Source organism: Paenibacillus sp. FSL R5-0486 (genome assembly GCF_037975155.1).
Lineage (GTDB): Bacteria > Bacillota > Bacilli > Paenibacillales > Paenibacillaceae > Paenibacillus > Paenibacillus amylolyticus.
In genome coordinates, this window is record NZ_CP150237.1 from 2,499,123 (window position 1) to 2,525,418 (window position 26,296).

The window sequence follows — 26,296 nt, forward strand, 5'->3', positions numbered from 1 at the left end:
AAGGAGGTGGGATCATGGCATTTGAAGGATTAACGACCCGATTACAGAATGTGTTCAGCAAGCTGCGCGGCAAAGGCAAGGTGTCTGATGAAGATGTTGCCGAGGCTATGCGCGAGGTACGTCTGGCATTGCTCGAAGCGGATGTAAACTTCAAAGTGGTCAAGGAATTCATCGCCAAGGTGAAAGAGAAGGCTGTTGGCAAAGAAGTGATGGAGAGCTTCACGCCAGGAATGGTCATCATCGACATCGTTAACAAGGAACTAACGGATTTGATGGGTGGAAGCCAAGCGAAACTGGCTAAAGCGAACAAACCGCCTACGGTGCTGATGATGGTTGGTTTGCAGGGTGCTGGTAAAACAACCACATCGGGTAAACTGGCTAAAATGTTGCAAAAGCAAAACAGCAGACCATTGCTTGTTGCAGGAGATATTTATCGTCCCGCAGCGATCAAACAGTTGCAAGTACTTGGCGAGCAGATCAAAGCGCCGGTATTCACACTGGGAGATCAGACAAGCCCTGTTGAGATCGCACGTCAAGGTCTTCAACATGCGAAGGATAACGGTAATGACTATGTTATTATCGATACAGCTGGACGTCTGCATGTTGATGAAGAACTGATGGAAGAACTTCGCCAGATTCACAGCGTAGTGAATCCGGATGAAGTACTGCTTGTCGTAGACAGCATGACAGGTCAGGATGCGGTTAACGTAGCAGAACACTTTAACCAGCAGCTTAATCTGACCGGGGTTGTCCTGACAAAGCTGGATGGAGATACTCGTGGTGGTGCTGCGCTTTCCGTCAAAGCAGTTACGGGTTGTCCAATCAAGTTTGCTTCTCTTGGAGAGAAACTTGACGCTTTGGAGCCGTTCCACCCGGAACGTATGGCTTCACGGATCCTCGGTATGGGTGATATGTTATCTCTGATTGAGAAAGCACAATTAAACATTGATACCGATAAAGCCAAGGAAATGGAACGGAAGATGCGTAATGCAGAATTCACGTTTGAAGATTTCCTGGAGCAGATGGATCAAGTGAAAAAGCTGGGACCAATCGATCAGATCATGGATATGATCCCCGGCATGGGCAAGATGAAACAAGCCAAGGATCTGAAGGTTGATGATAAACAGATGGGCCGGATCGAAGCGATCGTTTACTCAATGACGACCGAAGAGAAACGTAACCCGGACATGATCAACCATAGCCGCCGGAAGCGTATTGCTACCGGAAGCGGAACATCTCTGGCTGAAGTAAATCGTCTGATCAAGCAATTTGATGAGATGCGCCGCATGATGAAACAGTTCTCGGATATGATGGGACCTAAAGGCGGCGGTAAAAATAAAGCGATGAAGCAGCTTAAAGGTATGGGTAAAGGAATGAAGTTTCCTTTCCGTTGATTTAAGCGAAGCTGGATCATATACAGATTTCATTGAAGGAGGTGAATTTTCAAATGGCAGTTCGTATTCGTCTGAAACGTATGGGTGCTCACAAAGCTCCTTTCTACCGCGTAGTGGTATCGGATTCCCGTTCCCCACGTGACGGTCGTTTTATCGAGGAGATCGGTTACTACAACCCGGTTGAACAACCGGCTGTTGTTAAGATCGATGAAGATAAAGCATTGGCATGGCTTCAAAACGGTGCACAAGCATCTGACACTGTCCGCAACTTGCTTAGCAAAGCGGGCGTGATGAAGAAGTTCCATGAGTCTAAATTATCTAAATAAAGTGCTGATTCGGAGGGTCATCTATGGAAGAATTAGTAAGCATAATTGCTAAGGCTTTAGTCGATCATCCGGAAGATGTGACGGTTCGGACGGTTGAGAAAGACCGGCTTGTCGTTTATGAGTTAACTGTTCATCCTGACGATGTCGGGAAGGTAATTGGTAAACAAGGACGAATCGCGAAATCACTTCGTACGGTCGTCACATCAGCAGCAGTTAAGATGGATAAACGGGTTACCGTTGATATCATATCTTAAAGATATACGAAAGGGGGTTAGGATGCATGTCCTAGCCCCTTTTCGTGCATGCTGAACTTAATATGTTGAATTAGATATTGAATTAAAATATTTTGGGTATGAGTGACTTCGGAGCAGTGCAGGGGACGGGATCGATTCTGGAGAAGCGTCAGCGTTCGCCTTTATCACCTCATTTTCACCTTTTAAATTAAGTTCGAAAAATGAGGGGGTAACAGCGATCGAAAGAACGAACCGTCGCCGGAACGACCGTACGAGAGTCGAAGTAGCTGTTTAGTTTGATTTAATTTCGTAGGAGGAACGTATGGCAGAGTTTATGAATGTAGGTAAAATCGTTAATACGCATGGAATTCGCGGTGAGGTGAGAATCATGCCTATAACCGATTTCCCAGAAGTGCGTTTCGCGAAAAATGCAGAGTTGTTTTTCTTTACACCAGATAATCATCCAGTCATGGTTAACGTGGAATCTGCACGTTTGCATAAAAATATGTATATTCTTCGTCTGAAAGAGTATGGCAATATTAATGAAGTAGAGAAGTTTAAAGGCGGTATGGCCAAAGTGTTAAAAGAGAACCTCGCTGAGCTGGAGGAAGGTGAATACTACTTCCATCAAATCGTTGGGTGTTCGGTTATCACCGAAGAGGGTGAAACGCTTGGAACCATTTCTGAAATTTTGACTCCGGGTGCCAATGATGTATGGGTTGTCAAAACGCCAGCAGGTAAAGAAGTGCTGATTCCCGTTATTGATGATGTAGTACTTGATGTGGACATCGAACAGCAGCAAGTGAAGATTCACCTGATGGAAGGGCTGCTGTAACATGAAAGTGGATGTATTAACACTCTTCCCGGAGATGTTTGATGGCGTATTCGGAGCAAGCATTCTGGGTAAAGCCCAAACGAAGGGGCTGGTGTCCCTCGGTGCAACCAACTTCCGTAATTATGCGACCAATAAGCACAATACGGTCGATGATGCTCCTTACGGTGGGGGTGGAGGCATGGTGCTGAAACCAGATCCGATCTTTGCTGCTGTTGAAGATGTACTGGAGCAACGCGGAGAAGCCGCGGCAACCATGAAAGCTCCACGTATCATTTTAATGTGTCCGCAAGGTGAGACGTTTACACAGAAAAAAGCAGAAGAACTTGTACAGGAAGATCATCTGATTTTTATATGTGGACATTATGAAGGTTACGATGAGCGAATTCGCGAATTTCTCGTGACGGATGAACTATCCATTGGTGATTACGTGCTCACTGGTGGGGAATTGCCTGCTATGGTTGCGATCGACAGCATCGTACGCCTTATTCCCGGTGTGCTTGGCAATGAGACAAGTGCTGTGACGGATTCATTCAGTACTGGACTCCTCGAATATCCACACTACACACGTCCACCCGAGTTTAGGGGCATGAAAGTACCGGATATGCTGTTGTCGGGACATCATCTGAACATTGAGGCATGGCGCAGAGAACAGTCGTTGCTTCGTACGCTGGAGCGCAGACCGGAGATGTTGGAAACGGCTGATTTGACGGATAAAGAACGTATTTGGTTGAAAAAGATACGCTCAAACCGTAAACATAGCACAGAATAAGTATATGTATCGTATAAACACGTAAATATATCTTTTTATAGAGTTTGAAAAAGCCAACCTTGATACCAAAGGTTGGCTTTTCTTATGTGTTTTGTAAAGAAAGCTGGATATTCATTGGGTAATTCTATAAAATGGAGGTATATTTTAAAACTAAGTTTCACTAAATGAAACCAAAGGCGGTGTATGAATGACTTACAATATTATTGGTCTTGATCATATTCAGCTCGCAGCACCTGAAGCTTGTGAAACGGAGGCACGTCATTTTTTCAATAAAGTACTGGGCTGGACGGAGATTCCCAAACCTGAAATTCTGAGAAAACGGGGTGGTGTATGGTTTGAGTGTGGTGGACACCAAGTGCATATTGGCGTACAAAAAGATTTTATTCCCGCCACAAAAGCTCATCCGGCTTTTCATGTAAAACATTTGGATCAGTTGCGTGATCATCTCATTCATAACCAAATTCATATTGTCGATGACGAAGCAAGGGCAGATGAAGGTGTAAGACGTTTTTATATAAATGATCCTTTTGGCAATCGTCTTGAGTTTTTAGAGTGGGCTTAAAATCATTCGTTTAAATCGTTTATTACGTAGGCACTTTTTTGCAACTTTGAACATTTTTGCATGACCACATAATAGGGTTGTAAAAAATAGGGGTTTTCTTTATGGTGAACTCAGCTGGATTTGAATAACAACGATAAGCTGAGGAGGAAGATGATGAGCATTCAGCCTTATGAAATCGCCAGACTAAATATTATACAAGCCGGAGAACGCTGCAAAATGCTTTTGGGAGATCTAAACGGGGATGGCAGACTTGAAATGTTGCTGGTACAGGCAGATGGGGGTATAGACGATCGGTATGTCCCGCATCAGGTATGTTGTTTGACTGCGTTTGATCTGGAAGGAACATTACTATGGCAGGTCGGAACTCCTGATCCCGATGCAGGGGGTCCGGGTTCAGACTATCCCGCTCAGGTCGCAGATTGGGATGGAGATGGAAATAATGAAGTATTGTGTGTCATGGACAGACAATTTCTCGTGTTGGATGGCCGGACCGGAGAGATTAAAGAAACACGTGATCTGCCAGGTGATGAAGCACATGACTGCATTATTCTCACCAACCTGACGGGTAACCAGCAGAAAATGGACATTATACTGAAAGACCGCTATAAGACGTTATGGGCACTCGACCATGATTTGAATTTGTTATGGAAGCATGAAGGGAATCCGGGACATTTTCCATGGGTATATGACATCGATGGAGATGGGAAAGATGAAGTTATGGCCGGATATGACATGCTGGATCATGATGGGACATTATTATGGTCTTGTCAGAATCTCGATGATCATGCTGACTGTATATGGTTTGGAGACGTTGACGGTGATGGGCAAGTCGAGGTTGTCATTGGTGGCAGTGTTACGGTCATGATGGACCGCTACGGAAATGAGAAATGGCGTTATGAAGATTCAATTGAATCACAGCATATTGCGTTAGGCCATTTTTGTACTGGAATGGAAGGTTTACAGATTGCAGGTCTGGACCGGTTTGTCCGGGGGGATGAGCATGGTAAGGATGGAATGTTCATGCTGGATAGCGCTGGTAAAGAAATATGGAAAGAAAACCGCACAACTCGTGGCTGGTTAACCATTATAGAGCCTGTATGTAACTGGGATGAAGGTGGACTCGATTATATTTTGGCGTATCGCCGAGGTGGAGATGTGTTGCCTTCTTTGGTAGATGGAGATATGAAAACGGTTACTGAATTCCCGAAAGAGGGATATGCGGTACATGCAGACCTGGTTCAGACGGGGAAAGAACAGATCATCATCTATGACGCAGAGGAAGCAGTGATTTATTCCAGCTCTCCGATGACATTATCACTTACCGATGCAAAAAGAGCCAAGCCTCAGCTCAAAAGGCTGTATAGCTCGACTCTGTATCCGGGCGGTGAAGTTAAAATCTAGATTTTACTGATCATTCTCCGATGCAGGTAATTCGTTCTGCGGATTGGATTTGGGTTGAAGCAACGTCGCCAAATCAGTACCTGTCGTGACCGTCAAGCGAGGCAGCCTCATGGGATGATCTCCTGGATGCACAAATCCAGACTTTACGGTAAAGGCCATGCGATATCCATGTTGTTGTAACTTGTAGATCATCTGTGTGCTGGTATAACCAAAAGGATAGGCCAAATAAGGTGTGTCTATTCCGGTTTCCTTCATTTGCTGGATATCATCATCCAGAAGACTGGTGTCCAGACCGACAGGTACGCTGTTCCCACAGCGCATAAATCCTTTATGATGCAGGTTATAGGTATGGCTGTTGAACTCAAATACGTCGGTTGCTGCCTGCATCTCTGGCTTGGAGATGAAACTGTTGATGGCGGGCTCAAATACCGAAGGTTGATCCTGAATTTTACTGCCTATGACAAACAGCGAGGCATGAAAATTATATTTCTGAAGCACAGGGTAAGCTAAAGTATAATTGTTCTGGTATCCGTCATCAAAGGTAATTACAATGGACTTCTGTGGTAGGGAAATCTTTCCACTAACATATTGCTCAAGCTGATTCAGTGTAATCGTGCGGTAGCCTTCATCATGCAGGTATTTCATATTTTGCTCAAAATCCTCCAGATTAATGATGGATTTATTATCTGTCTCGTGATTATTCAGTTTGGGCTCTATGTAATGATACATCAGCACAGGAACTTCTGTAGCGGTACCTTGTTCAATCCTAAAGGTAGAACGATCCAGCGCAGATTGGTTAGAGAAGTTAGTGTGTGACAGCTCGAATGCTTTGCGTTTGACTATGTCCCAGGATGTGCAGGCTTTGTGTGACAGTGCATTCGTTGGGTGAGTTACGGCATATGAATATAGTGTAATGGAGCATGTGAGCATGGCGAGTAGGGCAAGTGTGATCTTTTTCCAATATTTCATAAGTCTTGGGATTCTCCTTTTAAAGTGGTCAATAAGTTATATCATAGACGATATTACTACACTGGAAGTTACAGTATTTTTTCCTGTATCAGGTTGACTTGCAAGATGAGAGCGTTGATTCACTTTCCATACGGGAGAATGTATTTTAGAATGAAGTTAACATGTGATGGATGAGTTTCAGAGTGGCAGATTGAACAATAGGCATTTGTTTAATTTCTCTTGTGTTTTGATATGCTGCGTGATACAATAAGTCTGTTATGTGGAATACGGCGGTCCTCTATGGATGATGAAGGAGACAAGGTGATCTCTGGAAGAAGTATGAACGCCTGTATGGAAGGAGGGAGTCATAGATGAATATCGTTCAAGCGATTACACAAGAACAACTTCGCAAGGATCTTCCGAGTTTTCGTCCTGGTGACACTTTGAAAGTGCACGTTAAGGTAATCGAGGGAACTCGCGAGCGTATCCAATTGTTCGAAGGTGTTGTGATTAAACGCCGTGGTGGTGGAATCAGTGAGACTTTTACAGTTCGTAAAATTTCTTACGGTGTAGGTGTGGAAAGAGCTTTCCCGCTTCATTCCCCTAAAATCGATAGAATCGAAGTGGCTCGCCGTGGTAAAGTTCGTCGTGCGAAGCTTTATTATCTTCGTGAACTACGCGGTAAAGCAGCGAGAATTAAAGAAATTCGTTAATATAACGGATACCGGGAAGGGCTTGGAGACAAGCCCTTTTCGTTTTTGTCCGGGAAAAGTTGAACCGGAGGTACACTTCCGAGTAAAATGGTATGGCAACACATGCGGGGAATAGTCCGGGAGGCTTGTAAAATCAGTTATTGAAAACATTTGAATTGTGGATTAAATGTACTGTAATGCTTGGTGTAAGATTACATAACTGATGTGAATGTTTTGTATCCATCCATTGAGTTATTGGAACGATACAGAATGCTGGATGTGTGTACTGCTATAAACATGTACTGTGAAGAGAGGAAGATCTTGAATGGAACAAGAAGTTCAACATGACCGGGGCAATCCTGCCCAAGAGAAAGACAGTCGATCCAAAAAAGCCAAAAATGAAATTGTTGAATGGCTTAAAGCCATTGTTATCGCATTAGTTCTCGTCATTCTTATTCGGTGGTTGCTCTTCAAACCGTTTGTTGTGGACGGTCCGTCCATGCAGCCGAACTTTGAAACGGGTGAACGTGTGATCGTCAACGAAATCTTATATGATATCAGAGAACCGAAGCGCGGTGAAGTTATCGTCTTCCACGTACCATCCGAAGGTCGAGATTTCATTAAACGTGTTATTGCTGTAGAAGGTGATACCGTTGAGGTTCAAGACGATACCGTGATGGTTAACGGTAAAAAGGTTGATGAAACGTATATTCAAGGAGCCATTGATGCAGCTGAAGCAAATGGTGGAACCTATAACGTGAAGGATTTCCCGAATGAACAGTTCCCTGATGGCAAAGTGCCGGCAGGTCATGTGTTTGTCATGGGAGATAACCGTCCGAATAGTACAGACAGCCGTATGATCGGTTATGTTTCTTTAAAAGATATTATTGGTCGTGCAGATGTGATTTTCTGGCCGATCGGTGAGATTAAGTGGATCAACCACTGAATTTGAAGTAAATAATGAGGTGAAGACAAGTTGACGATACAATGGTTTCCAGGTCATATGACTCGAGCCAGACGCCAGATTCAGGACAAGTTAAAGCTCATCGACGTGGTCATCGAACTATTGGATGCCCGTCTGCCTGTCTCCAGCCGTAATCCAATGATTGACGAAATATTGCTGGATAAACCCCGGATGATTTTGTTGAACAAATCGGATTTGGCAGATGCAAAAGTGACGCAAGAATGGATTGAATATTTCAAAAAAGAAGGAATTACCGCTTTTCCTGTAGATGCTTCGACGGGAACCAATGTTAAAGATATTCCCGTGCAGGCCAAGCTTCTTCTTAAAGAAAAAATTGACCGTCAAATTGCTAAAGGGATTAATCCTCGTGCGGTTCGCGGGTTGATCGTAGGGATTCCCAATGTAGGTAAATCAACACTGATTAACCGACTGGCTGGACGGAGTATTGCGTTAACAGGAGATCGTCCTGGTGTGACGAAGGGGCAACAGTGGATCAAGGTAGGCAAAGAAATGGAGTTATTGGATACTCCAGGTATTCTTTGGCCTAAGTTCGAAGATCAAAATGTAGGTTATCGTCTTGCCGTAACTGGTGCGATCAAAGAGGAAATTTTGAATGCAGAGGATATCGCCTTTTTTGGAATCAGTTACCTGATGCGTTATTACTGGGACGCCCTTGAAGAGAGATACGGACTTCAGGAGTTCTCCAGGGATGCAGATGATTCAGACAGTGTTATTGCGATTATGGAACAAGTCGGCCGTATACGTGGTTGCATTGTAAGCGGTGGACGTATTGATCTGGAAAAGGCATCACGAGCATTTCTGCGTGAACTGCGAGCGGGTAAAATGGGACGTTTCTCTATGGAAGCTCCTTATTAAAAAATGGACTCTACACGATGAAGATCATTATCTTCATTTGTTCATTTCATATATACAAGTGCCGAAAGAAGCGGCCGTTACCGGATTACCGGGAGCGGTCGTTTTTTGTGTATACAAACGCGGAAGTAGAGCTGGAACATACGTCGAAAACGATAAAATGGAAGAGGATTGAAGAACAGTACGCTTTATGGAATTGGCTGACCTATATATCAGGTGCATCTAAATCGTGCTATGATAAATGGTGGTGCAATTTAAATTAGACGAGGTCTGATATATTCAATTTAAACCATCAAATACCGATAAATGAAGACATCACTATCTTTATATTGTAAATCTCAAGGAAAAGTTTTACTGAGAGAGACAGGTTGTACAGAACAAAAGACAGAGGATTTACGTCTATATTATAAAAAGTTATAAGTGATACGTATGCTGAAAAAGCGTGGGTAGAGGAGATGAGCGTTATGGTTGAAAATAATGAAGAGATCGGGTTGAATCTACTGGATACTCCGATTGGACCAAAGAAGAAAAAAGAAGTCAGTGAACCTCGAGATCTGTTGCTCTATGAGCGGGAGTATTGGGACAGTGGATTTGAACGTATTGCTGGTATTGATGAGGTGGGGCGGGGCTGTTTGTTTGGGGATGTTGTGGCAGCGGCGGTTATTTTACCGAAGGATCTCATCCTGGAAGGCGTGAATGACTCCAAGAAATTAACGGAGAAAAAACGTGATGCATTATATGACATCATTATGGAAAAAGCGCTGGCGGTAGGTATCGGGTACGCGGATGCAGAGACAATTGATCGGCTTAACATCAAACAGGCTGCGAGACTTGCGATGAAACGTGCGGTTGAAGCATTGGGAGAAACTCCTGATTATATGCTGGTGGATGCCGAGAAGGTGGATGTGAATGTACCTCAACTGTCCATTATTAAAGGGGATGCTAATAGTCAATCGATCGCAGCGGCATCTATTATTGCCAAGGTAACGCGAGATCGGCTGTGTAAGGAAGAATGGGATACGTTATATCCGGAATATGGTTTGTCGATACATAAAGGATATGCAACAAAAGTTCATCGGGAGCAAATTATGGCATTGGGGGCAACCCCGATGCATCGGCGCAGTTTTCTGGGCAACCTGCTTGGAGAGCAGCAATCTTTGTTTTAACACAAGTTTGAAGAAAGGAGGGGGAGAGATTTGAATATCGGTTCCATGATAAAGGGGTTAATGGGAGACAGTAAGCCCGGCAATGCCAAACCGCTTGAATTAAAGGAAGGTCAAGTGGTTCGTGGCTCCGTCGTTAGTGTATCCGATGATGGGGGAGAAGCAGTTCTGCAGATTCAAGGTGTGCAAGTGCGCGCCAAGTTGGAGACTCCACTCCGTCCGGGGGAGACCACGTTGCTTCAAGTGCAACCTCCAGGTGAAAATGGCATAACGGTAATGAAACCTTTGACGGGTACACTTACTGAGCTGCCACAAGCTTCGCTGAACAACCTGCTTAAGGATGTAGGACTGCCGGATACAAAAGGGAACCGGGAACTGTTACTTGCCATGCAGCGTAGCGGATTGCCGCTAACGAAGGATAATGTGGCTATGGTCCAGAATATGATGACTGCTAAACCTGCCCAGGTACCTGTGGAAGAATGGGTGCAGGCGACGGGAATTGCTTTTCAGCGTGGTCTTCCGGTTACGGCGGAAACAGTAAAAGGATTACACCAGACGGTGTTTGGCCCCCCTCTGCACCAGTTGTTAAGCGGGTTGGCTGACCAGTTGGAAACGATGCTTACTCAAACAACAGGTAAACCGGTATTGCCTGGAGAGCAATCTGCTGCCATGAAACCAGCTGTTGTGGCTGGTGTACCCGTCGTGCTGAATGGAGCACACATGGAAGAAGGATTGGCTGCATCAGGCAACGGTCGTCAGGTGACTGGAACCGGAACACCTGCTTTGTCAACGCAACAAGGACAAGCGGCGTTGGCAGGTGCTATATCCATGACGGATGGCGGGGCAGAGGATGCAGGTACTGCGGTGAAAGGAAACGTGCAAACCGGAGGAGGCACCGGAAATGCTGAAGCCGGGGCAAAGGCAGTTGCCAGCAACGTTGAAACGGCTGGCAAAGGGGGTGCAGGTATTCCGTCTGGAACTGGAATACCTGGAGAGAGCCCGCGCGGGGCTGACGCGGGGCAGGCTGGGAGCCGCCCGGGTACATCGGGGGCGGCAACAGAATCTGTGGCTGGCCGTGTAAGTGCAGGCCAGCCTGAAACAGGCGCGGCCGGGCGGACTGACGGCCGCGCTGAAACGCCTGCTGCTGCGGGGACGTCGTCCGCAGCAGGCCAGGCGGCGCCAGCGACGCCTACGGCAGCGCAGCTGGCGCCCAAGCTGCTGGCGCTGCTGGACGCCCTGCGCAGCGCGTCCACTGCCGCACCGGCACAGCCTGGTGCGGCAGCACTGGCCGCCCCTGCATCGCAGGGCGGCCAGGCGGCTGCGGCTGAGGCTGCCGGAGGCGTGCCGCAGCCGTTGCCAGCCGGCGCTGATGCGCCGCAGGCTGGCGGTAGTGCCGCAGCACCTGCGGGAGCTGCGGCAGTGCCCGCGCCTGTCACCCACGAGGGGGACCCGTGGGTGGGGCGCGTGCTGAAGCTGCTCGGTGCGGAGCACGAGCAGCAGGCCGTTCACGGCGCGGCAGCGCAGCCGCGCGTGGGGGATGCGGCGAGTCCGGCAAATGCGGACACGCTGAAGGGCTTGCTGCTGCAACTTGCCAGCAGCGAAGGTGCACCGGCGGCGCTTAAGGATGCCGCCGGACAGGCGGTGCAGTATCTGACAGGTCAGCAGTTATTGCTGACAACAGATCGCAGTGCTACATTTGCACAGATGCACTGGTTTATTCCGATCACTGGACCGGACGGGGAAGAAACGGCGTCTGTTCAGATTCAATCACGTCGTGGATCTCGTGGAGAGCTGGATGCGTCCAACTGCCGTCTATGGTTTGATCTGGACATGAAAAGTCTTGGGCCTACTCTGGTAGATGTCCATGTGGTTAATAACATTGTCAGTCTGCGTGTATTAAATGATCGCGAAGGAATGGGACCGCTTCTGGAGAGCGGACGAGAGGTGATCCATCAGGCATTGGACAAGCTGGGCTATCAACTGCTGACCTTCAAGGCGGAACCGTGGCCTGCGGGCCAGGAGCCGGGCGCGGAACGAAAAACGCGGGCCTCGGACTATAGTCCTGAACGATACAAAGGGGTGGACTTGAAGGTATGAAAGACGAGTCATCACAACCGGACCTGCTTTCCAAAAAGGCGGTTGCCCTAAAGTATGTCCCTGGAGAGAGTGAAGCACCTGTTGTTGTAGCCAAGGGGCGCGGCAAAGTGGCAGAAGCCATTCTGGATAAAGCCAGAGAAAACGGCGTGGCTGTTCAGGAGGATGCAGCACTTGTGGAGGTGCTCTCCAAGTTGGATCTGGATGAACAGATTCCGGCAGAACTGTATCAACTGGTCGCAGAGGTGCTAACGTACGTCTACCGTGCAGATCGCATGGCCTCAGGACGTGAGGAAAATGAGTCATGGTAGAACGTAGATTGGGTCAGGAGCCAGGATTAAAGCTCACACGACAGCAGAAAGGCCGATTAGGTGAAGAGGCTGCCTGTCAATGGTTGCGAGAGCACGATTATCGGATCATTAGACAGAACTGGCGTTGCCGTAGCGGTGAGATTGACATCATTGCTTCCTGCGAGGGCCTGATTGTCTTTGTGGAAGTAAGAAGCAGAAGTGGAGCCGCTCAGTACGGTACACCTCAGGAATCGGTTGATATGCGTAAAATGCAGCAGGTACGTTCAACCGCATCTGTATATTTGCAAATGACGGGAGAGATGGAACTTCAGATCCGTTTTGATGTAATTGCCGTAATGCTTGATCAAGCAGGAGAGATTGTCTCTGTGAATCATATTGTTAATGCTTTTTAAAAATTACACTAGAAGTTATTGCTATATTATGCGATACGTAATGTATCTTTTTAATGTGAGTCGGTCAGTGATTTCGAAGTACAAGTTTAATTATGTCTTATCTTTGCATTCGTTTTAGTTTTAAAATTAGTTAATATACTAAAGCCGTAGTTCCTATTTGTACAGGAGCTGCGGCTTTTTTTGATTTAACTATGAAATCAAAAAACAGAGAATAGAGCATTGATAATAAAATCATCGTATTTCAGAAATTTATAGATACAAAATGTATCATTTGTAATAAAATAAGAAAGTTGAAATTTAAAGAGAGGTTGGTGGGATGTATGAAAGAGCTTCAGAATACTTCGAACAACACAGTAAAACAAATATGGGAGTGCCCTCGGATGGAAGTGCTGGATATCAGCGAGACCATGAACGGTGGACAGGGGATTTGGCAATATGTTTGGGACGGAGAATTCTGGAAGCTTGAACTTATGGTCAGTTAATTTAAGAGGTTAAAGAGGAATGTTTGATCAATAAAATAAATGGTGAGGTGTAGTGAGAAGATGCAGACAAGTATCAAATGGATCATTCGACTAAGTACACTATCTTTATGTTTCATTTTGTTTGGAATCATGTATTCCGGAGTTTCTTATGCAGCCGATCCGTCTACACAGGCAAGTGTATCAGGTAAAGTTATTGATCGTCAGGAATTACCTGTCCAGAACGCTACTGTCAAGTATTGGCTTAATTATCGTGGGGATACGTCTGAGAAAAGCGTGAAGACGGATGGGAATGGACGGTATCATATTATAGAGTCCGTTGAAGACAATACGGACATTACTTTTGTAGTTGAAGCAGAGGGTTATGTGACGTACAGACACTATGGCTCCTACGGATTGTCCGGTGGAGAGCAAATACAACTTGATTTTCGTATTTATGAGCCATCCACGATTGTAGGAACAGTCAAAGATCAGGCAGGCAGACCGGTTCCAGATGCTCGTATAAAAGTAACAAGTGTCTTTGATCGTATAGTGAAAACTGATCAGCAAGGTCGATATGCGGTTACAGGAATTGATTACGCCTATAATCCGAACATTGCAATATGGGTAGATGCCGATGATTATATGTTATATGAACAGGATCGCTTGGGTGTCCGGGAGGGAGGAACCTTGAGAATGGATGTTGTTTTGGCAGAGGCGGCACACGTGCGGGGAAAAGTTGTAGATGAGTCGGGCAATCCAGTAAGTGGGGCTAAAGTTAATGCTGGAGGTTCGGCAACAACAGATGCTCAAGGCAACTATTTAATAAAGCGCGTACCAACAGGGGCTAGAACGATAACGGGAGAAGCAGCAGGATATCTAAAAACGAGCCTGAGCGTTACTCTTGTAAAAGGAGATCATAATACGTTTAATATCGTACTTAAGAAGGATGCAGATATTACACCTCCAGTAACCAAGTACAGATTAGTTCCTATTACAGATACTGTGAACGGGAAAATATACATCAAAGGATTTACATTCAGACTTCAGGCAACAGACGAAGTCAAAGGTTCGGGCGTAAAAATAACGCAATATCGAATCAACGGGGGAGAATGGAAAAACTATGAAGGACCCGTCAAGTTTTATGCCCCTGATGTCAAGGTGGTAGAGTACTATAGTACAGATGTTGCAGGTAACCAGGAGAAGTACAACAAAATGGATTTTATTAATGGCACATTTGAAGGGAATGGCACGTTTGAAGGGGAGAGTTACGACGATTGATTACTCGTTGATATGATATGTGAATAAATAACATGAGAATAAAAGACGGTTCTGACTTTGTGATCCCTCGTGGTGAATCAAGATTCAGAGTCGTCTTTTCTGTTGGAATGACCCTAACGGTACTGACCTTTGCCTCCCCTTTGAATCTCGTGATCAGATGGGTGTATAATCAAGAAGGTAAACTGGTATTTTATTATGTCATAAAGAAATTATATTGAATGTACAAGGCCGCGAATCACTATTGCGGTTGCAAATGATTTTATAAACAGGAGGTACGGCCGATGAGTAAAGCTACGAAAACAACAAATGAAGTCAGAAATGCGATTCAAAACCGTCGTACGGTGAAAAAATTCAAAAAAGAAGCTGTTCCTACACAGCAGATTATAGAATTGCTGGACACCGCAGTCTGGGCTCCTAACCATAAACTGCGTGAACCTTGGAGATTTTTGTTGTTTACCGGAAATGGACGGAAGAAACTGGCTGAGGCTATTGATGCAGAAATGGGAGAAGACAACAAATTCTCACCCAATATTATGCAAGTTCCATCCGTTATGCTTGTCGTGTTGGAAGAAGATCCAAGACAGAATATCTGGGACGAAGACTTCGCTGCGGTCAGTGCATTGGTTCAGAACTTTATGCTTGCAGCCTGGAGTGAAGACATTGGAACGTTCTGGGTGACCAAGCCATTTTTGTACGCTCCCAAATTCCGCAAACCGCTTGGAATAGAGGCGGGAGAGAAGATTGTAGGCATGATTTATATGGGATATCCTGATGTTATTCCTTCTGCCAAAGAACGCACACCAGCCAAGGACAAACTCACTCTTTTTGAATAATAAATTATTGTAGACCTTAGCTATATACGATCCCCTTACGTTTACAGGGAAATCTACGTACAAGTACCTTTCTTCACAGAAGAGAAGGGCTTGTACGTTTTTTGTCATTTTGGTGTATCCGCATTGTAGAATCTGCATAAGGAATCCTTCTCGATTTTCCTCTGCTGTTTACAGTTTCATGCCCATTCCACTGCCTTTGGGTAAATCGGCCTGTTCTTCCCTCCATATGCTTCTAAAATAGCTTCAAAATAAATTAAGATCCAATTGACGATACTGGATGGCTTCAGCCACATGAGCTGTCACAATTTCACCTTCATGGTCCAGATCAGCAATTGTTTGTGCCATCTTGATAATCCGATCATGTGCACGCATGCTCAGGTTTAACGTTTGCAGCGTTTGCTCTAACAGTTGCTCTGCCTCTTGGGGGAGATGGATCGTTCGTCGCAAAAGCGTGCCCGAAAGCTGGCTATTCCAACGAACCGAACTTTTGGCATAACGTGTAGCCTGAATTTGATGAGCGTGGATCACTTTTGCCTGCATTTCTGCAGAGGAAGGGGAAGCAGCAGACTTGCGCCACTCGCCTGGTGGAGGAACCTCAACCTGAAGATCAATGCGGTCCAGCAGTGGTCCTGAAATTTTGGCTCGGTACGCGGCAACACGGGCTGGACTACATATGCAGCGTTGCTCCTCCGAATGAGCGGACAAATATCCGCAGGGACAGGGATTCATGGAACATGCAAGCATGAATTGGGCCGGAAAGGTGAATGCAGCGCGAGCCCGACTAATTGTCACTGTGCGATCCTCTAACGGTTGCCTTAATACCTCCAGCACTTGGCGCTGGAATTCAGGTAATTCATCCAGAAACAATATGCCCCGGTGGGCAAGGCTCACTTCACCCGGTTTTGGGATACCACCGCCTCCAATCAGACCAGAGGTGGATATCGTGTGGTGAGGAGAGCGAAAAGGTCTGTCTGCAATCAGGCCTTGAGGCGCTTCTTTCAACTTGCCTGCGGCACTTAATACTTTGGTGACTTCCAACGCTTCATCTTCTGACAAAGGAGGAAGGATGGAGGGTAGACGTTTGATTAACATCGTTTTGCCCGTGCCTGGCGGTCCAACGAGCAGTATATTATGCATGCCGGCTGCAGCAATCATAAGCGCGCGTTTTACATGATGCTGCCCTAGAACATCACTATAGTCGTCTGCAAATAATGGTGTTTGTCTCGTCTTCCTATCCGCCATCTTATGAGTCTTATCAGTTATAGGAGTAGCGAGGTGTGCATAATTTTTCAACACGACTGGTCCTGCATTCGAATTATTTGGTATTCCTGCTGATCTAGCGGGTTGATCTGGGTTTTCCGGAGCAATATCCTGTAAATGACGAATGCCAAAAACCTGGATACCTCGAATCAGTGACGCTTCCTCCACGTTATCCAAAGGCAGGAGCACGGACGTAAAGCCTTGTCGTTTGGCCAGATCCACCATGGATAAAATGCCCGGCACGGACCTGATCGAACCGTCCAACGCCAGTTCGCCAACCACTAGTGTCCGTTCCTGGGGAGGAAGTACAAGCTGGCCGCTTGTCATAAGTAAACCAATAGCAATGGCTAGATCAAAGGAAGATCCTTCCTTGCGTAGATCAGCGGGGGCCAGATTGATTGTGATCCGCTGTAAAGGATACTGATATCCGCAGTTTTTAATCGCTGCACGGACACGTTCAACGGCCTCACGAATAGCTGAATCCGGTAAACCGATGATGGATGTCTGTGGCAGACCATTAGATAAATCGGTTTCCACCTCGATCAGAACACCATCGATTCCGTACAAACACGCACTGTGTAATTTTCCGTACATAACAAAGAAACACCTCACTCGATTCTTGACTCCGCATAATACGGGCCAGTCTACGAATTAAGGTGCTTCCTCAGCTTCTATTAAGCATTTTATATAAAAGGAATCATGGAGTCAACCTGTCATTATCATTGCTGTAGTCATCTTTCCTGATCCCTGAATTTTATTTCTGGAAGGAAATCATTAAATAGCTTTGCGAACATGGTTACGTATAAACTTTCATTATGTTTATTAAATTTAGCCCGAGAAAGCGTGAATCTGTTCGATGGACTTATCTATTATTGTTGTTAAATCATGGGGATGAACTGCTGATTATCTAATTATATTTATATTTTACACAATCTAATTTATCATGATTAAATTGAATAGTAAAATCATTTGTGCTCAATTATTCTGTTTTTTTTCTATTTTGTGATAGTATAGATCTATAGTTCCCGTATTATTAGGAATAGATTGCACAATAGGCAGGTGAGAAAGACATATGCAGACTGACAGTTTGAAGCTGGATAACCAATTATGCTTTGCCATATATGCTTGTTCACGTGAGATTACGAAGATGTACCAGCCTTATCTGGAGGTACTTGGCGTAACGTATTCCCAGTATTTGGTGTTGATGGTTTTATGGGAACGTGAAGAATGTACGGTTAAGGAGATCGGGGAGGCTCTCTATCTCGATTCGGGAACGTTGACACCACTTCTCAAACGTTTGCAGTCAGCAGGACTTATTAATCGCGAACGCTCGGCTCAGGACGAACGAAAAGTATTAATTACACTAACCGACTCGGGTCGTGAGTTGCGGAACAAGGCATTATCCATACCTGAATCCATTCAGGGAGATGCGTGTTTGAACAGTACAGAGTTTGAAACATTGCTGGGTCAGTTCAAAGGATTGCTGGAGAAAGTTCACGAAACCAACACCAACGCAGCCAAAAAATAAAATGTAGTTTTACATCAAGGAAACCTCAGTTTTTAGCTGAGGTTTTTTCCATATATACCCAAGCATTCACAATATGGGATCATACTCATATCAAAATACTGTCTATTAACCATTAGTTTTTTAAGGAAAGCGTTTTAAAAACGTGTTACAATGAATTGGGCTTGAGTGAAAATAGTCAACATTTGTCTTTTGTTAGTCTACCAACCCGCCTTGTTGCAGTCATGTTGATAGGAGGATTCGAGAATGAATATCCATGAATATCAAGGAAAAGAAGTACTGAAACAGTATGGAGTTACCGTTCCAAACGGAAAGGTTGCTTATACAGTCGATGAAGCGGTCGCGGCCGCTGAGGCATTGGGCAGTCCAGTGACTGTTGTCAAAGCACAGATTCACGCAGGTGGCCGGGGTAAAGCCGGCGGCGTAAAAGTGGCAAAGAGTACGGATGAAGTTCGTGCCTATGCTTCTGAAATTCTGGGCAAAGTATTGGTAACACACCAGACTGGACCAGAAGGTAAAGAAGTGAAACGTCTTCTGATTGAAGAAGGATGCGATATCCGCAAAGAGTATTATGTGGGTGTTGTTGTGGACCGTGCCACAGGCCGTGTAGTTATGATGGCTTCCGAAGAAGGCGGTACTGAGATTGAAGAAGTAGCTGAAGCTACACCTGAGAAAATTTTCAAAGAAATCATTGACCCTGCCATTGGATTGCAAGTGTTCCAGGCCCGTAAACTGGCCTACAGCATTAAGATTCCAAATGAACTGGTGAACAAAGCTGTTAAGTTCATGCTCGCGCTGTACACTGCATTTGTCGAAAAAGATTGCTCTATTGCCGAGATCAATCCTCTCGTTGTTACCGGAGATGGAAACGTTATCGCGCTAGATGCGAAATTAAACTTTGACTCCAACGCCCTGTTCCGTCACAAAGACATTTTGGAACTGCGTGACCTGGATGAAGAGGATGAAAAAGAAATCGAAGCTTCCAAATACGACCTCAGCTACATAGCACTTGATGGCAACATCGGCTGTATGGTCAATGGTGCGGGACTTGCGATGGCAACGATGGACATTATCAAATACTACGGTGGAGACCCGGCCAACTTCCTTGACGTTGGGGGCGGTGCAACAACGGAGAAGGTGACTGAAGCATTTAAGATCATCTTGTCCGATGCCAAAGTAGCTGGGATCTTTGTTAACATCTTCGGTGGCATCATGCGCTGTGATGTTATCGCCAATGGTGTTGTTGAAGCCGCGAAGCAGCTTGGCCTGACCAAACCGCTGGTTGTTCGTCTTGAAGGAACTAACGTGGAGCTTGGCAAACGTATTCTGGGTGAATCTGGCCTGAATATCGTTCCTGCTGATTCCATGGCCGATGGTGCACAGAAAATTGTTGCCCTCGTAAAATAAGTTCATTCCTTAGTACCGGAGCTGTCCGGGAATTGAAAAATAACCGTAAGGATGTGAAGCAACGTGAGTATTTTGATCGATAAAAATACAAAAGTCATTACGCAAGGCATTACGGGTTCAACGGGAATGTTCCACACGAAGGGCGCATTGGACTACGGAACCCAGATGGTAGGCGGAGTTACACCGGGTAAAGGCGGAACTAATGTGGATATCACGTTGGAAGACGGTACAGTAGCTAGTCTGCCGGTGTTCAACACTGTGCAGGAAGCGAAGGAAGCTACAGGCGCAACAGCGAGCGTCATTTACGTTCCTCCTGCATTTGCAGCAGATTCCATTATGGAAGCTGTTGATGCTGAGCTGGACCTCGTGATCTGTATTACAGAAGGTATTCCGGTTCTTGACATGATCAAGGTTGACCGCTTCATGGAAGGTAAAGATACTGTCCTGATCGGACCAAACTGTCCAGGTGTCATTACACCAGGAGAATGTAAAATTGGTATCATGCCTGGTTACATCCATATGGCAGGGCACGTAGGCGTTGTTTCCCGTAGTGGAACACTTACCTATGAAGCCGTTCATCAACTGACGACACGTGGTATTGGACAATCTTCAGCTGTAGGAATCGGGGGAGACCCTGTAAAAGGCTCGGAGTTCATTGATATCCTCAAACGGTTCAATGAAGATCCACAGACTCATGCGGTCATCATGATTGGTGAGATTGGTGGTACAGCTGAAGAGGATGCTGCAGATTGGGTACGTGAAAACATGACCAAACCGGTTGTTGGCTTTATCGGTGGCGTAACAGCGCCTCCAGGCAAACGGATGGGCCATGCTGGCGCTATTATCTCTGGCGGTAAAGGTACAGCCAAAGAGAAAATTGCTAAGCTGGAATCATGTGGAATCAAAGTAGCACCAACTCCTGCTGAGATGGGTTCGACTTTGGTGAGTGTACTTGAGGAACGCGGTATTTTGAATTTGTGCACGACACATTAATTCTTTTTCGTTATAATAGAAGAAACGGCTCGGAAATGATTTATTTCTGGTAGACCGACTATTATGGTTACGGAAAAGGTAAGCAACCTTTTGTCCTTGAACAGGGCGAAGGGTTGCTTTTTTGCGTTTTTTTTACGGGAAAAGGGGGAGGATTTGTCTCTCATCTGCGTAAACGCTTGCATTCCGTGGTCACTTAACACACAATATGAGGGAAGATCTCTTCCCGCTTTGGGAGGTTTATGGTATGGAAGAAAGATGGATCTTGTTTGGGTTACATGAGATGGAGGGCATTGGCAAGAAAACAATCTCGAAACTGATTCTGGGACAACATGAATTACCCGAACTATTGAATTATGGGGAAAGCGACTGGGTCGCAGCAGGCTTGCGCAAAGATCAAGCTGCACGCTTGGCTAGCCAATTTACTATCGACTGGATCGAGAGTAAAAGAGAACACGTTTACAATCAGGGGATAGAGGTTATTACTTATCTGGATCAGAAATATCCCATATTAATGAAGGAAACCGTTCAGCCTCCCTGGGTAATGTATGCTCGAGGGGATGTTAGTTTGCTTCACAATTCGTCTATTGCCATGGTGGGAACTCGTATGCCAACCGTGTATGGGCGCAAAGTTGGAGAAAAGCTGGCAGAGCAATTATGCAATGCAGGACTGACGATTGTAAGCGGGCTTGCCCGCGGTATTGATAGCGTATGTCATGAGGCAGTACTACGTGCTAAAGGAAAAACGATTGCAGTATTTGGAACAGGGATTGATAATATATACCCACCCGAAAATACAAGCCTCGCTGAACGAATCGCGGAGACGGGGCTGCTTTTGTCGGAATATCCACCAGGTACGAGAGCGCGCCAGGGATTATTTCCGGAACGGAATCGAATCATTGCCGGTCTGACATTGGGAACATTGGTTGTTGAGGCTGACATTCGCAGTGGTTCACTCATTACAGCAGATGCTGCGCTTGAAGCAGGCAGGGATGTATTTGCAGTCCCTGGACCTATTACATCGCCGAAAAGTCGGGGAGCACACAATCTTATCCGTCAAGGGGCCAAATTGGTCACTTGTGCAGCAGATGTGTTGGAAGAGTATCGATTGGGCTTGCCAAATGCAGAACAACTTCCTTACAATAGAGGACGTTCGACCGAAACAACCGAGCCTTCCGGGCGAGGGATATTCGCTGAGGTTAAGCTCTCTACAGATGAACAACGTGTGATTTATCTGTTGGAACAGGGAGAACAATCATTGGATCAACTGGTTGAGCTGCTTGGTTGGGATTTTGGACATTTGCATTCAGTTCTGTTATCTTTAATCATAAAAAAGCAGATTAGCCAATTACCAGGCACTAAATACGCGAGGGTATGACGAAGCTACAACTTACGTAGTGCGTGGAAATATATAATTAGCAGAAGTTATTAACTATGCATAAGCTTACAGAAACAGTTTCATGACAGTTTCATGACTGAGAGGAGGATGAACCTATGGCGGATGCACTCGTAATCGTGGAGTCGCCCTCAAAGGCGAAGACGATAGGCAAATATTTAGGCAGCAAGTTCATCGTAAAAGCTTCGATGGGGCATATTCGCGATTTGCCAAAGAGTCAGATCGGCGTTGAGGTAGAGAATGATTTTAATCCGAAGTATATTACGATCCGCGGCAAAGGTTCAATTTTGAAAGAACTGAAGGATGCACGGAAGAAAGTGAAAAAAGTGTATCTCGCAGCTGACCCGGATCGCGAAGGTGAGGCTATCGCATGGCATTTGGCCCATGCCCTTGAACTGGACGATACGGCAGATTGCCGGGTAGTATTTAATGAAATTACAAAACAAGCGGTCAAAGATGCGTTCAAAACGCCGCGGAAAATCAATATGGATTTGGTTAACGCGCAGCAGGCAAGACGTATTCTGGATCGGCTCGTTGGATATAAAATTAGTCCGTTATTATGGAAGAAAGTGAAAAAAGGTTTGTCTGCAGGCCGGGTTCAGTCCGTGGCTGTTAAAATCATTTTAGATCGTGAAAATGAAATTGATGATTTTGAGCCGGAAGAATACTGGAGCATTACCGCCAAGCTGACAGCAGACGGCAATCCGTTTGAAGCCAAGTTTCATAAACTGAACGGGGCCAAAACAGAGCTGGGCAGTGAAGAGGAAGTGCAAGCGATCCTGAAACAGATCGAAGGTGCAGACTTTACGATCAAGGAAGTTAAAGAGAAAGAACGGAGCCGTAACCCCTCCGCCCCGTTTACGACAAGTTCTCTGCAACAGGAAGCGGCGCGTAAATTGAATTTCAGAGCTTCCAAGACGATGTCGGTCGCCCAACAACTATATGAAGGTGTAGACCTTGGAAAAGAAGGCACAGTAGGTCTCATCACGTATATGCGTACGGACTCCACACGAATTGCGGCATCTGCACAAGAAGAAGCCAAAGAATATATCGTTGGTAAGTATGGTGAGCCATTTGCACCTGAGACTCCACGAAACTATTCCAAAAAAGCAGCTAATGCTCAGGATGCGCATGAAGCGATTCGTCCAACTTCAATTCTGCGTGACCCTGACTCAATCAAGTCATTCATGAGTCGCGATCAGTTCCGGTTGTACAAACTGGTATGGGAACGTTTTGTTGCGAGCCAGATGTCTTCGGCTATCCTGGATACACTCTCTGTAGATATTGCTGCGGGGGACACCATTTTCCGTGCAGCAGGTTCGAAGGTACGATTCCAAGGTTTCATGAAGGTATATGTTGAAGGAAACGACGATGGTACAACCGATGAAGATCGTCTGCTGCCCCCGTTGAAAAGTGGAGATGTGCTTGAGAAGCAGGAGATTGAGCCAAAACAGCATTTTACACAACCGCCACCCCGATATACGGAGGCAAGGTTGGTTAAGACGCTTGAGGAATTGGGTATAGGGCGTCCGAGTACATATGCGCCAACACTGGAGACCATTCAGAAGCGCGGATATGTTGCAATTGAGGAAAAGAAATTCATGCCGACCGAGCTGGGTGAACTGGTCATCGAACAGATGGAAGAGTTTTTCCCGGAAATCCTGAATGTAGAGTTCACCGCAAACATGGAAGGTGATCTTGACCATGTGGAGGAAGGTTCGGAGGATTGGGTCAAAGTACTCGCAGAATTCTATGAATCTTTTGAGAAACGCCTTGAGTTTGCGGAAGAAGAAATGAAAGAAATCGAGATTGAAGACGAAGTATCCGATGAGATCTGTGAGAAGTGCGGCAAACCGCTGGTTTATAAACTCGGACGTTTTGGCAAGTTTCTTGCGTGCTCGGGCTTCCCTGATTGCCGGAATACCAAACCGATTATCAAGGATATCGGCGTGACTTGTCCGAAGTGTAAGGAAGGTCATGTTGTTGAGCGTCGTAGCAAAAAAGGACGTATTTTCTACGGTTGTGACAAATATCCTGAATGTGATTTTGTCTCATGGGACAGACCTTCAGCCAAACCATGTCCAAGTTGCGGATCGCTAATGATTGAAAAGCGGAACAAAAAGGGAGCACGATTGCAGTGTACTTCATGTGATCATCAGGAGCCGGTGGATGAACCGGATGACGAATCAGCAGATTAGTATATATGTGAATTAATACAATTATAGTGAAATATGAAATTGCTTTATGGGGGTAAATGATTTTGACGAATGAACAACAAGTAACCGTTATTGGTGCCGGGCTGGCAGGAACAGAAGCGGCCTGGCAGATTGCAAGTCGCGGCGTACGCGTGAAATTATACGAGATGAGACCTGTTGTGAAAACGCCAGCCCATCATACGGATAAATTTGCAGAACTGGTATGTAGCAACTCGCTTCGTGCGAATGGATTGACCAATGCAGTGGGTGTGTTAAAAGAAGAAATGAGAATGCTCAATTCTCTCGTATTGTCAGCAGCAGACAAACATGCAGTTCCCGCAGGTGGGGCGCTTGCTGTGGACCGGGATGGATTTTCAGGTGAGATTACATCCACGTTGCACCAGCATCCGCTCATCGAAGTGGTGAATGAGGAATTAACTTCTCTGCCGGAAGATGGCATCGTTGTTGTTGCAACGGGGCCGCTGACCTCACCTGCCTTGTCTGAGCAAATCAAGGCACTAATGGGGGAAGAGTATTTCTACTTCTATGATGCAGCTGCACCGATCATCGAAAAAGATTCAATTGATATGAATAAAGTGTATCTGGCTTCCCGTTATGATAAGGGTGAAGCAGCATATCTGAACTGTCCGATGACAGAAGAAGAGTTTGATGTCTTCTATGAAGCTCTCATTACTGCTGAAGTCGCTCAATTGAAAGAGTTCGAGAAAGAAATCTACTTTGAAGGCTGTATGCCAATCGAAGTGATGATGAAACGCGGAAAACAGACGGCTCTGTTTGGCCCAATGAAACCGGTAGGTCTGGTTAACCCTCATACAGGAGAGTTGCCACATGCTGTTGTTCAGCTTAGACAGGACAATGCAGCTGGAACCCTGTATAACTTGGTGGGCTTCCAGACGCATCTGAAATGGGGAGAACAGAAACGTGTCTTTTCCCTTATTCCTGGACTTGAAAATGCAGAGTTCGTTCGTTATGGCGTAATGCACCGTAATACATTTATTAACTCTCCTAAACTGCTTCTTCCGACGTATCAGTTTAAAGAGCGTCCAAACCTGTTCTTTGCAGGTCAGATGACGGGTGTAGAAGGATATGTGGAATCTGCTGCATCAGGGCTGATTGCCGGCATGAACGCAGCCAAAGCAGCACTTGGGCAGGAACTGGTGGTATTGCCGGTAGAAACAACACTTGGCAGTATGGCTCAGTATATTACAACTGCTGACTTCAAGCACTTCCAACCAATGAACGCAAACTTTGGTTTGCTGCCGAAGCTTGAAACGAAGATTCGTAACAAAAAGGAAAAAAATGAAGCTCTTGCACAGCGTGCCCTGGATGGCATCACCAGTTTTGCTGCAGCAGAAGGTCTAACTGTTCCGGAACGCGTATAAATTATTCGTGGGAGGATGCTGATATCATGGATATGTCATTTCATGCTACAACGATCTGTGCTGTTCGTCATAATGGTAAGGCGGCAATCGCAGGAGATGGTCAGGTGACCATGGGCCAAAGTGTTGTGATGAAGAATACAGCCAAGAAGGTAAGACGTTTGTACCGCGGACAGGTTGTTGCTGGCTTTGCTGGTTCTGTGGCGGATGCGATCACCCTGTTTGAGAAATTCGAAGGTAAGCTCGAGGAGCACCATGGTAACTTGCAACGTGCTGCTGTAGAGCTTGCCAAGGATTGGCGTCAGGATCGGATCTTGCGTAAGCTTGAGGCACTCTTGATTGTGATGGACAAATCAGGTATGCTGCTCATTTCAGGCGGCGGGGAGATAATTGAACCGGATGATGACGTTATTGCTATCGGATCAGGTGGAAACTTCGCCTTATCTGCTGCGCGTGCGTTGAAACGTCATGCAGTAAACCTGGAAGCCAAAGATATTGCGCGTGAATCACTTCAGATTGCCTCGGAGCTATGTGTATATACCAATAATAATATTATTGTAGAAGAGTTATAAGCCAAAGAAATCTCCCGTAGTG

26 protein-coding genes are annotated in these 26,296 nt (G+C 45.7%); 24 read left to right on the forward strand and 2 right to left on the reverse strand.

What is annotated here, in order from left to right; translation table 11 throughout:
- Window positions 1-14 precede the first annotated feature (14 nt).
- The 7 genes from ffh to MKY01_RS11280 all read left to right on the forward strand — a co-directional run bounded on the left by ffh (window position 15) and on the right by MKY01_RS11280 (window position 5,520).
- Window positions 15-1,394 (forward strand): signal recognition particle protein, encoded by a 1,380-nt coding sequence (ffh, locus tag MKY01_RS11250; protein ID WP_017689220.1) that lies wholly within the window; start codon window positions 15-17, stop codon window positions 1,392-1,394.
- A gap of 53 nt (window positions 1,395-1,447) precedes the next feature.
- The gene (gene rpsP / locus MKY01_RS11255) at window positions 1,448-1,720 is read left to right on the forward strand and encodes a 30S ribosomal protein S16 (protein WP_017689219.1); all 273 of its coding nucleotides are present in this window, start codon (window positions 1,448-1,450) and stop codon (window positions 1,718-1,720) included.
- A gap of 23 nt (window positions 1,721-1,743) precedes the next feature.
- Window positions 1,744-1,974, forward strand: a complete 231-nt coding sequence (locus MKY01_RS11260) for a KH domain-containing protein (protein WP_017689218.1) — start codon at window positions 1,744-1,746, stop codon at window positions 1,972-1,974.
- A 301-nt stretch (window positions 1,975-2,275) separates the two neighbouring features.
- Window positions 2,276-2,788 (forward strand): ribosome maturation factor RimM, encoded by a 513-nt coding sequence (rimM, locus tag MKY01_RS11265; protein WP_036609454.1) that lies wholly within the window; start codon window positions 2,276-2,278, stop codon window positions 2,786-2,788.
- 1 nt (window position 2,789) lies between these two features.
- A complete protein-coding gene (trmD, locus tag MKY01_RS11270; RefSeq protein WP_036670343.1) occupies window positions 2,790-3,557 on the forward strand; it encodes a tRNA (guanosine(37)-N1)-methyltransferase TrmD in 768 nt (255 codons plus the stop codon).
- Between the two features lie 187 nt (window positions 3,558-3,744).
- On the forward strand, window positions 3,745-4,119 hold the full coding sequence (locus MKY01_RS11275; RefSeq protein WP_339286426.1) for a VOC family protein: 375 nt from the start codon (window positions 3,745-3,747) through the stop codon (window positions 4,117-4,119).
- A 153-nt stretch (window positions 4,120-4,272) separates the two neighbouring features.
- Window positions 4,273-5,520, forward strand: a complete 1,248-nt coding sequence (locus MKY01_RS11280; protein WP_339287140.1) for a hypothetical protein — start codon at window positions 4,273-4,275, stop codon at window positions 5,518-5,520.
- 3 nt (window positions 5,521-5,523) lie between these two features.
- Here MKY01_RS11280 and MKY01_RS11285 read toward each other — a convergent pair whose 3' ends face one another.
- Window positions 5,524-6,489: a polysaccharide deacetylase family protein gene (locus MKY01_RS11285; protein ID WP_339286427.1), complete on the reverse strand. Its 966-nt coding sequence runs from the start codon at window positions 6,487-6,489 to the stop codon at window positions 5,524-5,526.
- 350 nt (window positions 6,490-6,839) lie between these two features.
- Here MKY01_RS11285 and rplS point away from each other — a divergent pair, with 350 nt between their 5' ends.
- The 10 genes from rplS (at window position 6,840) to MKY01_RS11335 (ending at window position 15,529) form a co-directional block, all read left to right on the forward strand.
- Window positions 6,840-7,181: a 50S ribosomal protein L19 gene (rplS, locus tag MKY01_RS11290; protein ID WP_017689212.1), complete on the forward strand. Its 342-nt coding sequence runs from the start codon at window positions 6,840-6,842 to the stop codon at window positions 7,179-7,181.
- A gap of 304 nt (window positions 7,182-7,485) precedes the next feature.
- Window positions 7,486-8,106 carry a signal peptidase I gene (lepB, locus tag MKY01_RS11295; RefSeq protein WP_339286428.1) on the forward strand — a complete coding sequence of 207 codons (621 nt, stop codon included), beginning with the start codon at window positions 7,486-7,488 and terminating at the stop codon, window positions 8,104-8,106.
- Between the two features lie 30 nt (window positions 8,107-8,136).
- The gene (ylqF, locus tag MKY01_RS11300; protein ID WP_221824193.1) at window positions 8,137-9,000 is read left to right on the forward strand and encodes a ribosome biogenesis GTPase YlqF; all 864 of its coding nucleotides are present in this window, start codon (window positions 8,137-8,139) and stop codon (window positions 8,998-9,000) included.
- Between the two features lie 461 nt (window positions 9,001-9,461).
- Window positions 9,462-10,163: a ribonuclease HII gene (locus tag MKY01_RS11305; protein ID WP_083669772.1), complete on the forward strand. Its 702-nt coding sequence runs from the start codon at window positions 9,462-9,464 to the stop codon at window positions 10,161-10,163.
- Window positions 10,164-10,193: 30 nt separating this feature from the next.
- Window positions 10,194-12,257 (forward strand): DNA ligase, encoded by a 2,064-nt coding sequence (locus MKY01_RS11310; protein WP_339286429.1) that lies wholly within the window; start codon window positions 10,194-10,196, stop codon window positions 12,255-12,257.
- Entirely contained in the window at window positions 12,254-12,565 is a 312-nt protein-coding gene (locus MKY01_RS11315) for an EscU/YscU/HrcU family type III secretion system export apparatus switch protein (RefSeq protein ID WP_036609395.1), read from the forward strand. Before MKY01_RS11310 ends, MKY01_RS11315 begins: the two co-directional genes overlap by 4 nt.
- Window positions 12,559-12,957 carry a YraN family protein gene (locus MKY01_RS11320; RefSeq protein ID WP_253507473.1) on the forward strand — a complete coding sequence of 133 codons (399 nt, stop codon included), beginning with the start codon at window positions 12,559-12,561 and terminating at the stop codon, window positions 12,955-12,957. The genes MKY01_RS11315 and MKY01_RS11320 overlap by 7 nt, the downstream gene beginning before the upstream one ends.
- A gap of 320 nt (window positions 12,958-13,277) precedes the next feature.
- Window positions 13,278-13,439: a hypothetical protein gene (locus tag MKY01_RS11325; protein ID WP_282321931.1), complete on the forward strand. Its 162-nt coding sequence runs from the start codon at window positions 13,278-13,280 to the stop codon at window positions 13,437-13,439.
- Window positions 13,440-13,499: 60 nt separating this feature from the next.
- Window positions 13,500-14,696 (forward strand): carboxypeptidase-like regulatory domain-containing protein, encoded by a 1,197-nt coding sequence (locus tag MKY01_RS11330; protein WP_339286430.1) that lies wholly within the window; start codon window positions 13,500-13,502, stop codon window positions 14,694-14,696.
- Between the two features lie 281 nt (window positions 14,697-14,977).
- Window positions 14,978-15,529 carry a nitroreductase gene (locus MKY01_RS11335; protein ID WP_036609391.1) on the forward strand — a complete coding sequence of 184 codons (552 nt, stop codon included), beginning with the start codon at window positions 14,978-14,980 and terminating at the stop codon, window positions 15,527-15,529.
- Between the two features lie 243 nt (window positions 15,530-15,772).
- Here MKY01_RS11335 and MKY01_RS11340 read toward each other — a convergent pair whose 3' ends face one another.
- On the reverse strand, window positions 15,773-17,383 hold the full coding sequence (locus MKY01_RS11340; RefSeq protein ID WP_339286431.1) for a YifB family Mg chelatase-like AAA ATPase: 1,611 nt from the start codon (window positions 17,381-17,383) through the stop codon (window positions 15,773-15,775).
- Between the two features lie 478 nt (window positions 17,384-17,861).
- On the opposite strand from MKY01_RS11340, the gene MKY01_RS11345 reads away from it, so the two are divergent.
- From MKY01_RS11345 to hslV, 7 genes are all read left to right on the forward strand, one after another.
- Window positions 17,862-18,317 (forward strand): MarR family transcriptional regulator, encoded by a 456-nt coding sequence (locus MKY01_RS11345; protein WP_036609387.1) that lies wholly within the window; start codon window positions 17,862-17,864, stop codon window positions 18,315-18,317.
- Window positions 18,318-18,560: 243 nt separating this feature from the next.
- Window positions 18,561-19,721: an ADP-forming succinate--CoA ligase subunit beta gene (gene sucC / locus MKY01_RS11350; protein ID WP_036609384.1), complete on the forward strand. Its 1,161-nt coding sequence runs from the start codon at window positions 18,561-18,563 to the stop codon at window positions 19,719-19,721.
- 63 nt (window positions 19,722-19,784) lie between these two features.
- Window positions 19,785-20,714, forward strand: coding sequence for a succinate--CoA ligase subunit alpha (gene sucD / locus MKY01_RS11355; RefSeq protein WP_074094556.1), 930 nt, complete (start codon window positions 19,785-19,787; stop codon window positions 20,712-20,714).
- A 244-nt stretch (window positions 20,715-20,958) separates the two neighbouring features.
- Entirely contained in the window at window positions 20,959-22,089 is a 1,131-nt protein-coding gene (gene dprA / locus MKY01_RS11360) for a DNA-processing protein DprA (protein ID WP_127543783.1), read from the forward strand.
- Window positions 22,090-22,205: 116 nt separating this feature from the next.
- The gene (gene topA, locus MKY01_RS11365) at window positions 22,206-24,305 is read left to right on the forward strand and encodes a type I DNA topoisomerase (RefSeq protein WP_036609379.1); all 2,100 of its coding nucleotides are present in this window, start codon (window positions 22,206-22,208) and stop codon (window positions 24,303-24,305) included.
- 62 nt (window positions 24,306-24,367) lie between these two features.
- Window positions 24,368-25,705: an FADH(2)-oxidizing methylenetetrahydrofolate--tRNA-(uracil(54)-C(5))-methyltransferase TrmFO gene (gene trmFO / locus MKY01_RS11370; protein ID WP_036609377.1), complete on the forward strand. Its 1,338-nt coding sequence runs from the start codon at window positions 24,368-24,370 to the stop codon at window positions 25,703-25,705.
- A gap of 26 nt (window positions 25,706-25,731) precedes the next feature.
- Window positions 25,732-26,274, forward strand: coding sequence for an ATP-dependent protease subunit HslV (gene hslV / locus MKY01_RS11375; RefSeq protein ID WP_017689194.1), 543 nt, complete (start codon window positions 25,732-25,734; stop codon window positions 26,272-26,274).
- Window positions 26,275-26,296 lie beyond the last annotated feature (22 nt).

Coding starts and splice junctions, on each gene's coding strand:
- ffh (WP_017689220.1), top strand. CDS start 15: ATGGCATTTGAAGGATTAACGACCCGATTACAGAATGTGTTCAGCAAG.
- rpsP (WP_017689219.1), top strand. CDS start 1,448: ATGGCAGTTCGTATTCGTCTGAAACGTATGGGTGCTCACAAAGCTCCT.
- MKY01_RS11260 (WP_017689218.1), top strand. CDS start 1,744: ATGGAAGAATTAGTAAGCATAATTGCTAAGGCTTTAGTCGATCATCCG.
- rimM (WP_036609454.1), top strand. CDS start 2,276: ATGGCAGAGTTTATGAATGTAGGTAAAATCGTTAATACGCATGGAATT.
- trmD (WP_036670343.1), top strand. CDS start 2,790: ATGAAAGTGGATGTATTAACACTCTTCCCGGAGATGTTTGATGGCGTA.
- MKY01_RS11275 (WP_339286426.1), top strand. CDS start 3,745: ATGACTTACAATATTATTGGTCTTGATCATATTCAGCTCGCAGCACCT.
- MKY01_RS11280 (WP_339287140.1), top strand. CDS start 4,273: ATGAGCATTCAGCCTTATGAAATCGCCAGACTAAATATTATACAAGCC.
- MKY01_RS11285 (WP_339286427.1), bottom strand. CDS start 6,489: ATGAAATATTGGAAAAAGATCACACTTGCCCTACTCGCCATGCTCACA.
- rplS (WP_017689212.1), top strand. CDS start 6,840: ATGAATATCGTTCAAGCGATTACACAAGAACAACTTCGCAAGGATCTT.
- lepB (WP_339286428.1), top strand. CDS start 7,486: ATGGAACAAGAAGTTCAACATGACCGGGGCAATCCTGCCCAAGAGAAA.
- MKY01_RS11305 (WP_083669772.1), top strand. CDS start 9,462: ATGGTTGAAAATAATGAAGAGATCGGGTTGAATCTACTGGATACTCCG.
- MKY01_RS11315 (WP_036609395.1), top strand. CDS start 12,254: ATGAAAGACGAGTCATCACAACCGGACCTGCTTTCCAAAAAGGCGGTT.
- MKY01_RS11320 (WP_253507473.1), top strand. CDS start 12,559: ATGGTAGAACGTAGATTGGGTCAGGAGCCAGGATTAAAGCTCACACGA.
- MKY01_RS11325 (WP_282321931.1), top strand. CDS start 13,278: ATGAAAGAGCTTCAGAATACTTCGAACAACACAGTAAAACAAATATGG.
- MKY01_RS11330 (WP_339286430.1), top strand. CDS start 13,500: ATGCAGACAAGTATCAAATGGATCATTCGACTAAGTACACTATCTTTA.
- MKY01_RS11335 (WP_036609391.1), top strand. CDS start 14,978: ATGAGTAAAGCTACGAAAACAACAAATGAAGTCAGAAATGCGATTCAA.
- MKY01_RS11340 (WP_339286431.1), bottom strand. CDS start 17,383: ATGTACGGAAAATTACACAGTGCGTGTTTGTACGGAATCGATGGTGTT.
- MKY01_RS11345 (WP_036609387.1), top strand. CDS start 17,862: ATGCAGACTGACAGTTTGAAGCTGGATAACCAATTATGCTTTGCCATA.
- sucC (WP_036609384.1), top strand. CDS start 18,561: ATGAATATCCATGAATATCAAGGAAAAGAAGTACTGAAACAGTATGGA.
- dprA (WP_127543783.1), top strand. CDS start 20,959: ATGGAAGAAAGATGGATCTTGTTTGGGTTACATGAGATGGAGGGCATT.
- topA (WP_036609379.1), top strand. CDS start 22,206: ATGGCGGATGCACTCGTAATCGTGGAGTCGCCCTCAAAGGCGAAGACG.
- hslV (WP_017689194.1), top strand. CDS start 25,732: ATGGATATGTCATTTCATGCTACAACGATCTGTGCTGTTCGTCATAAT.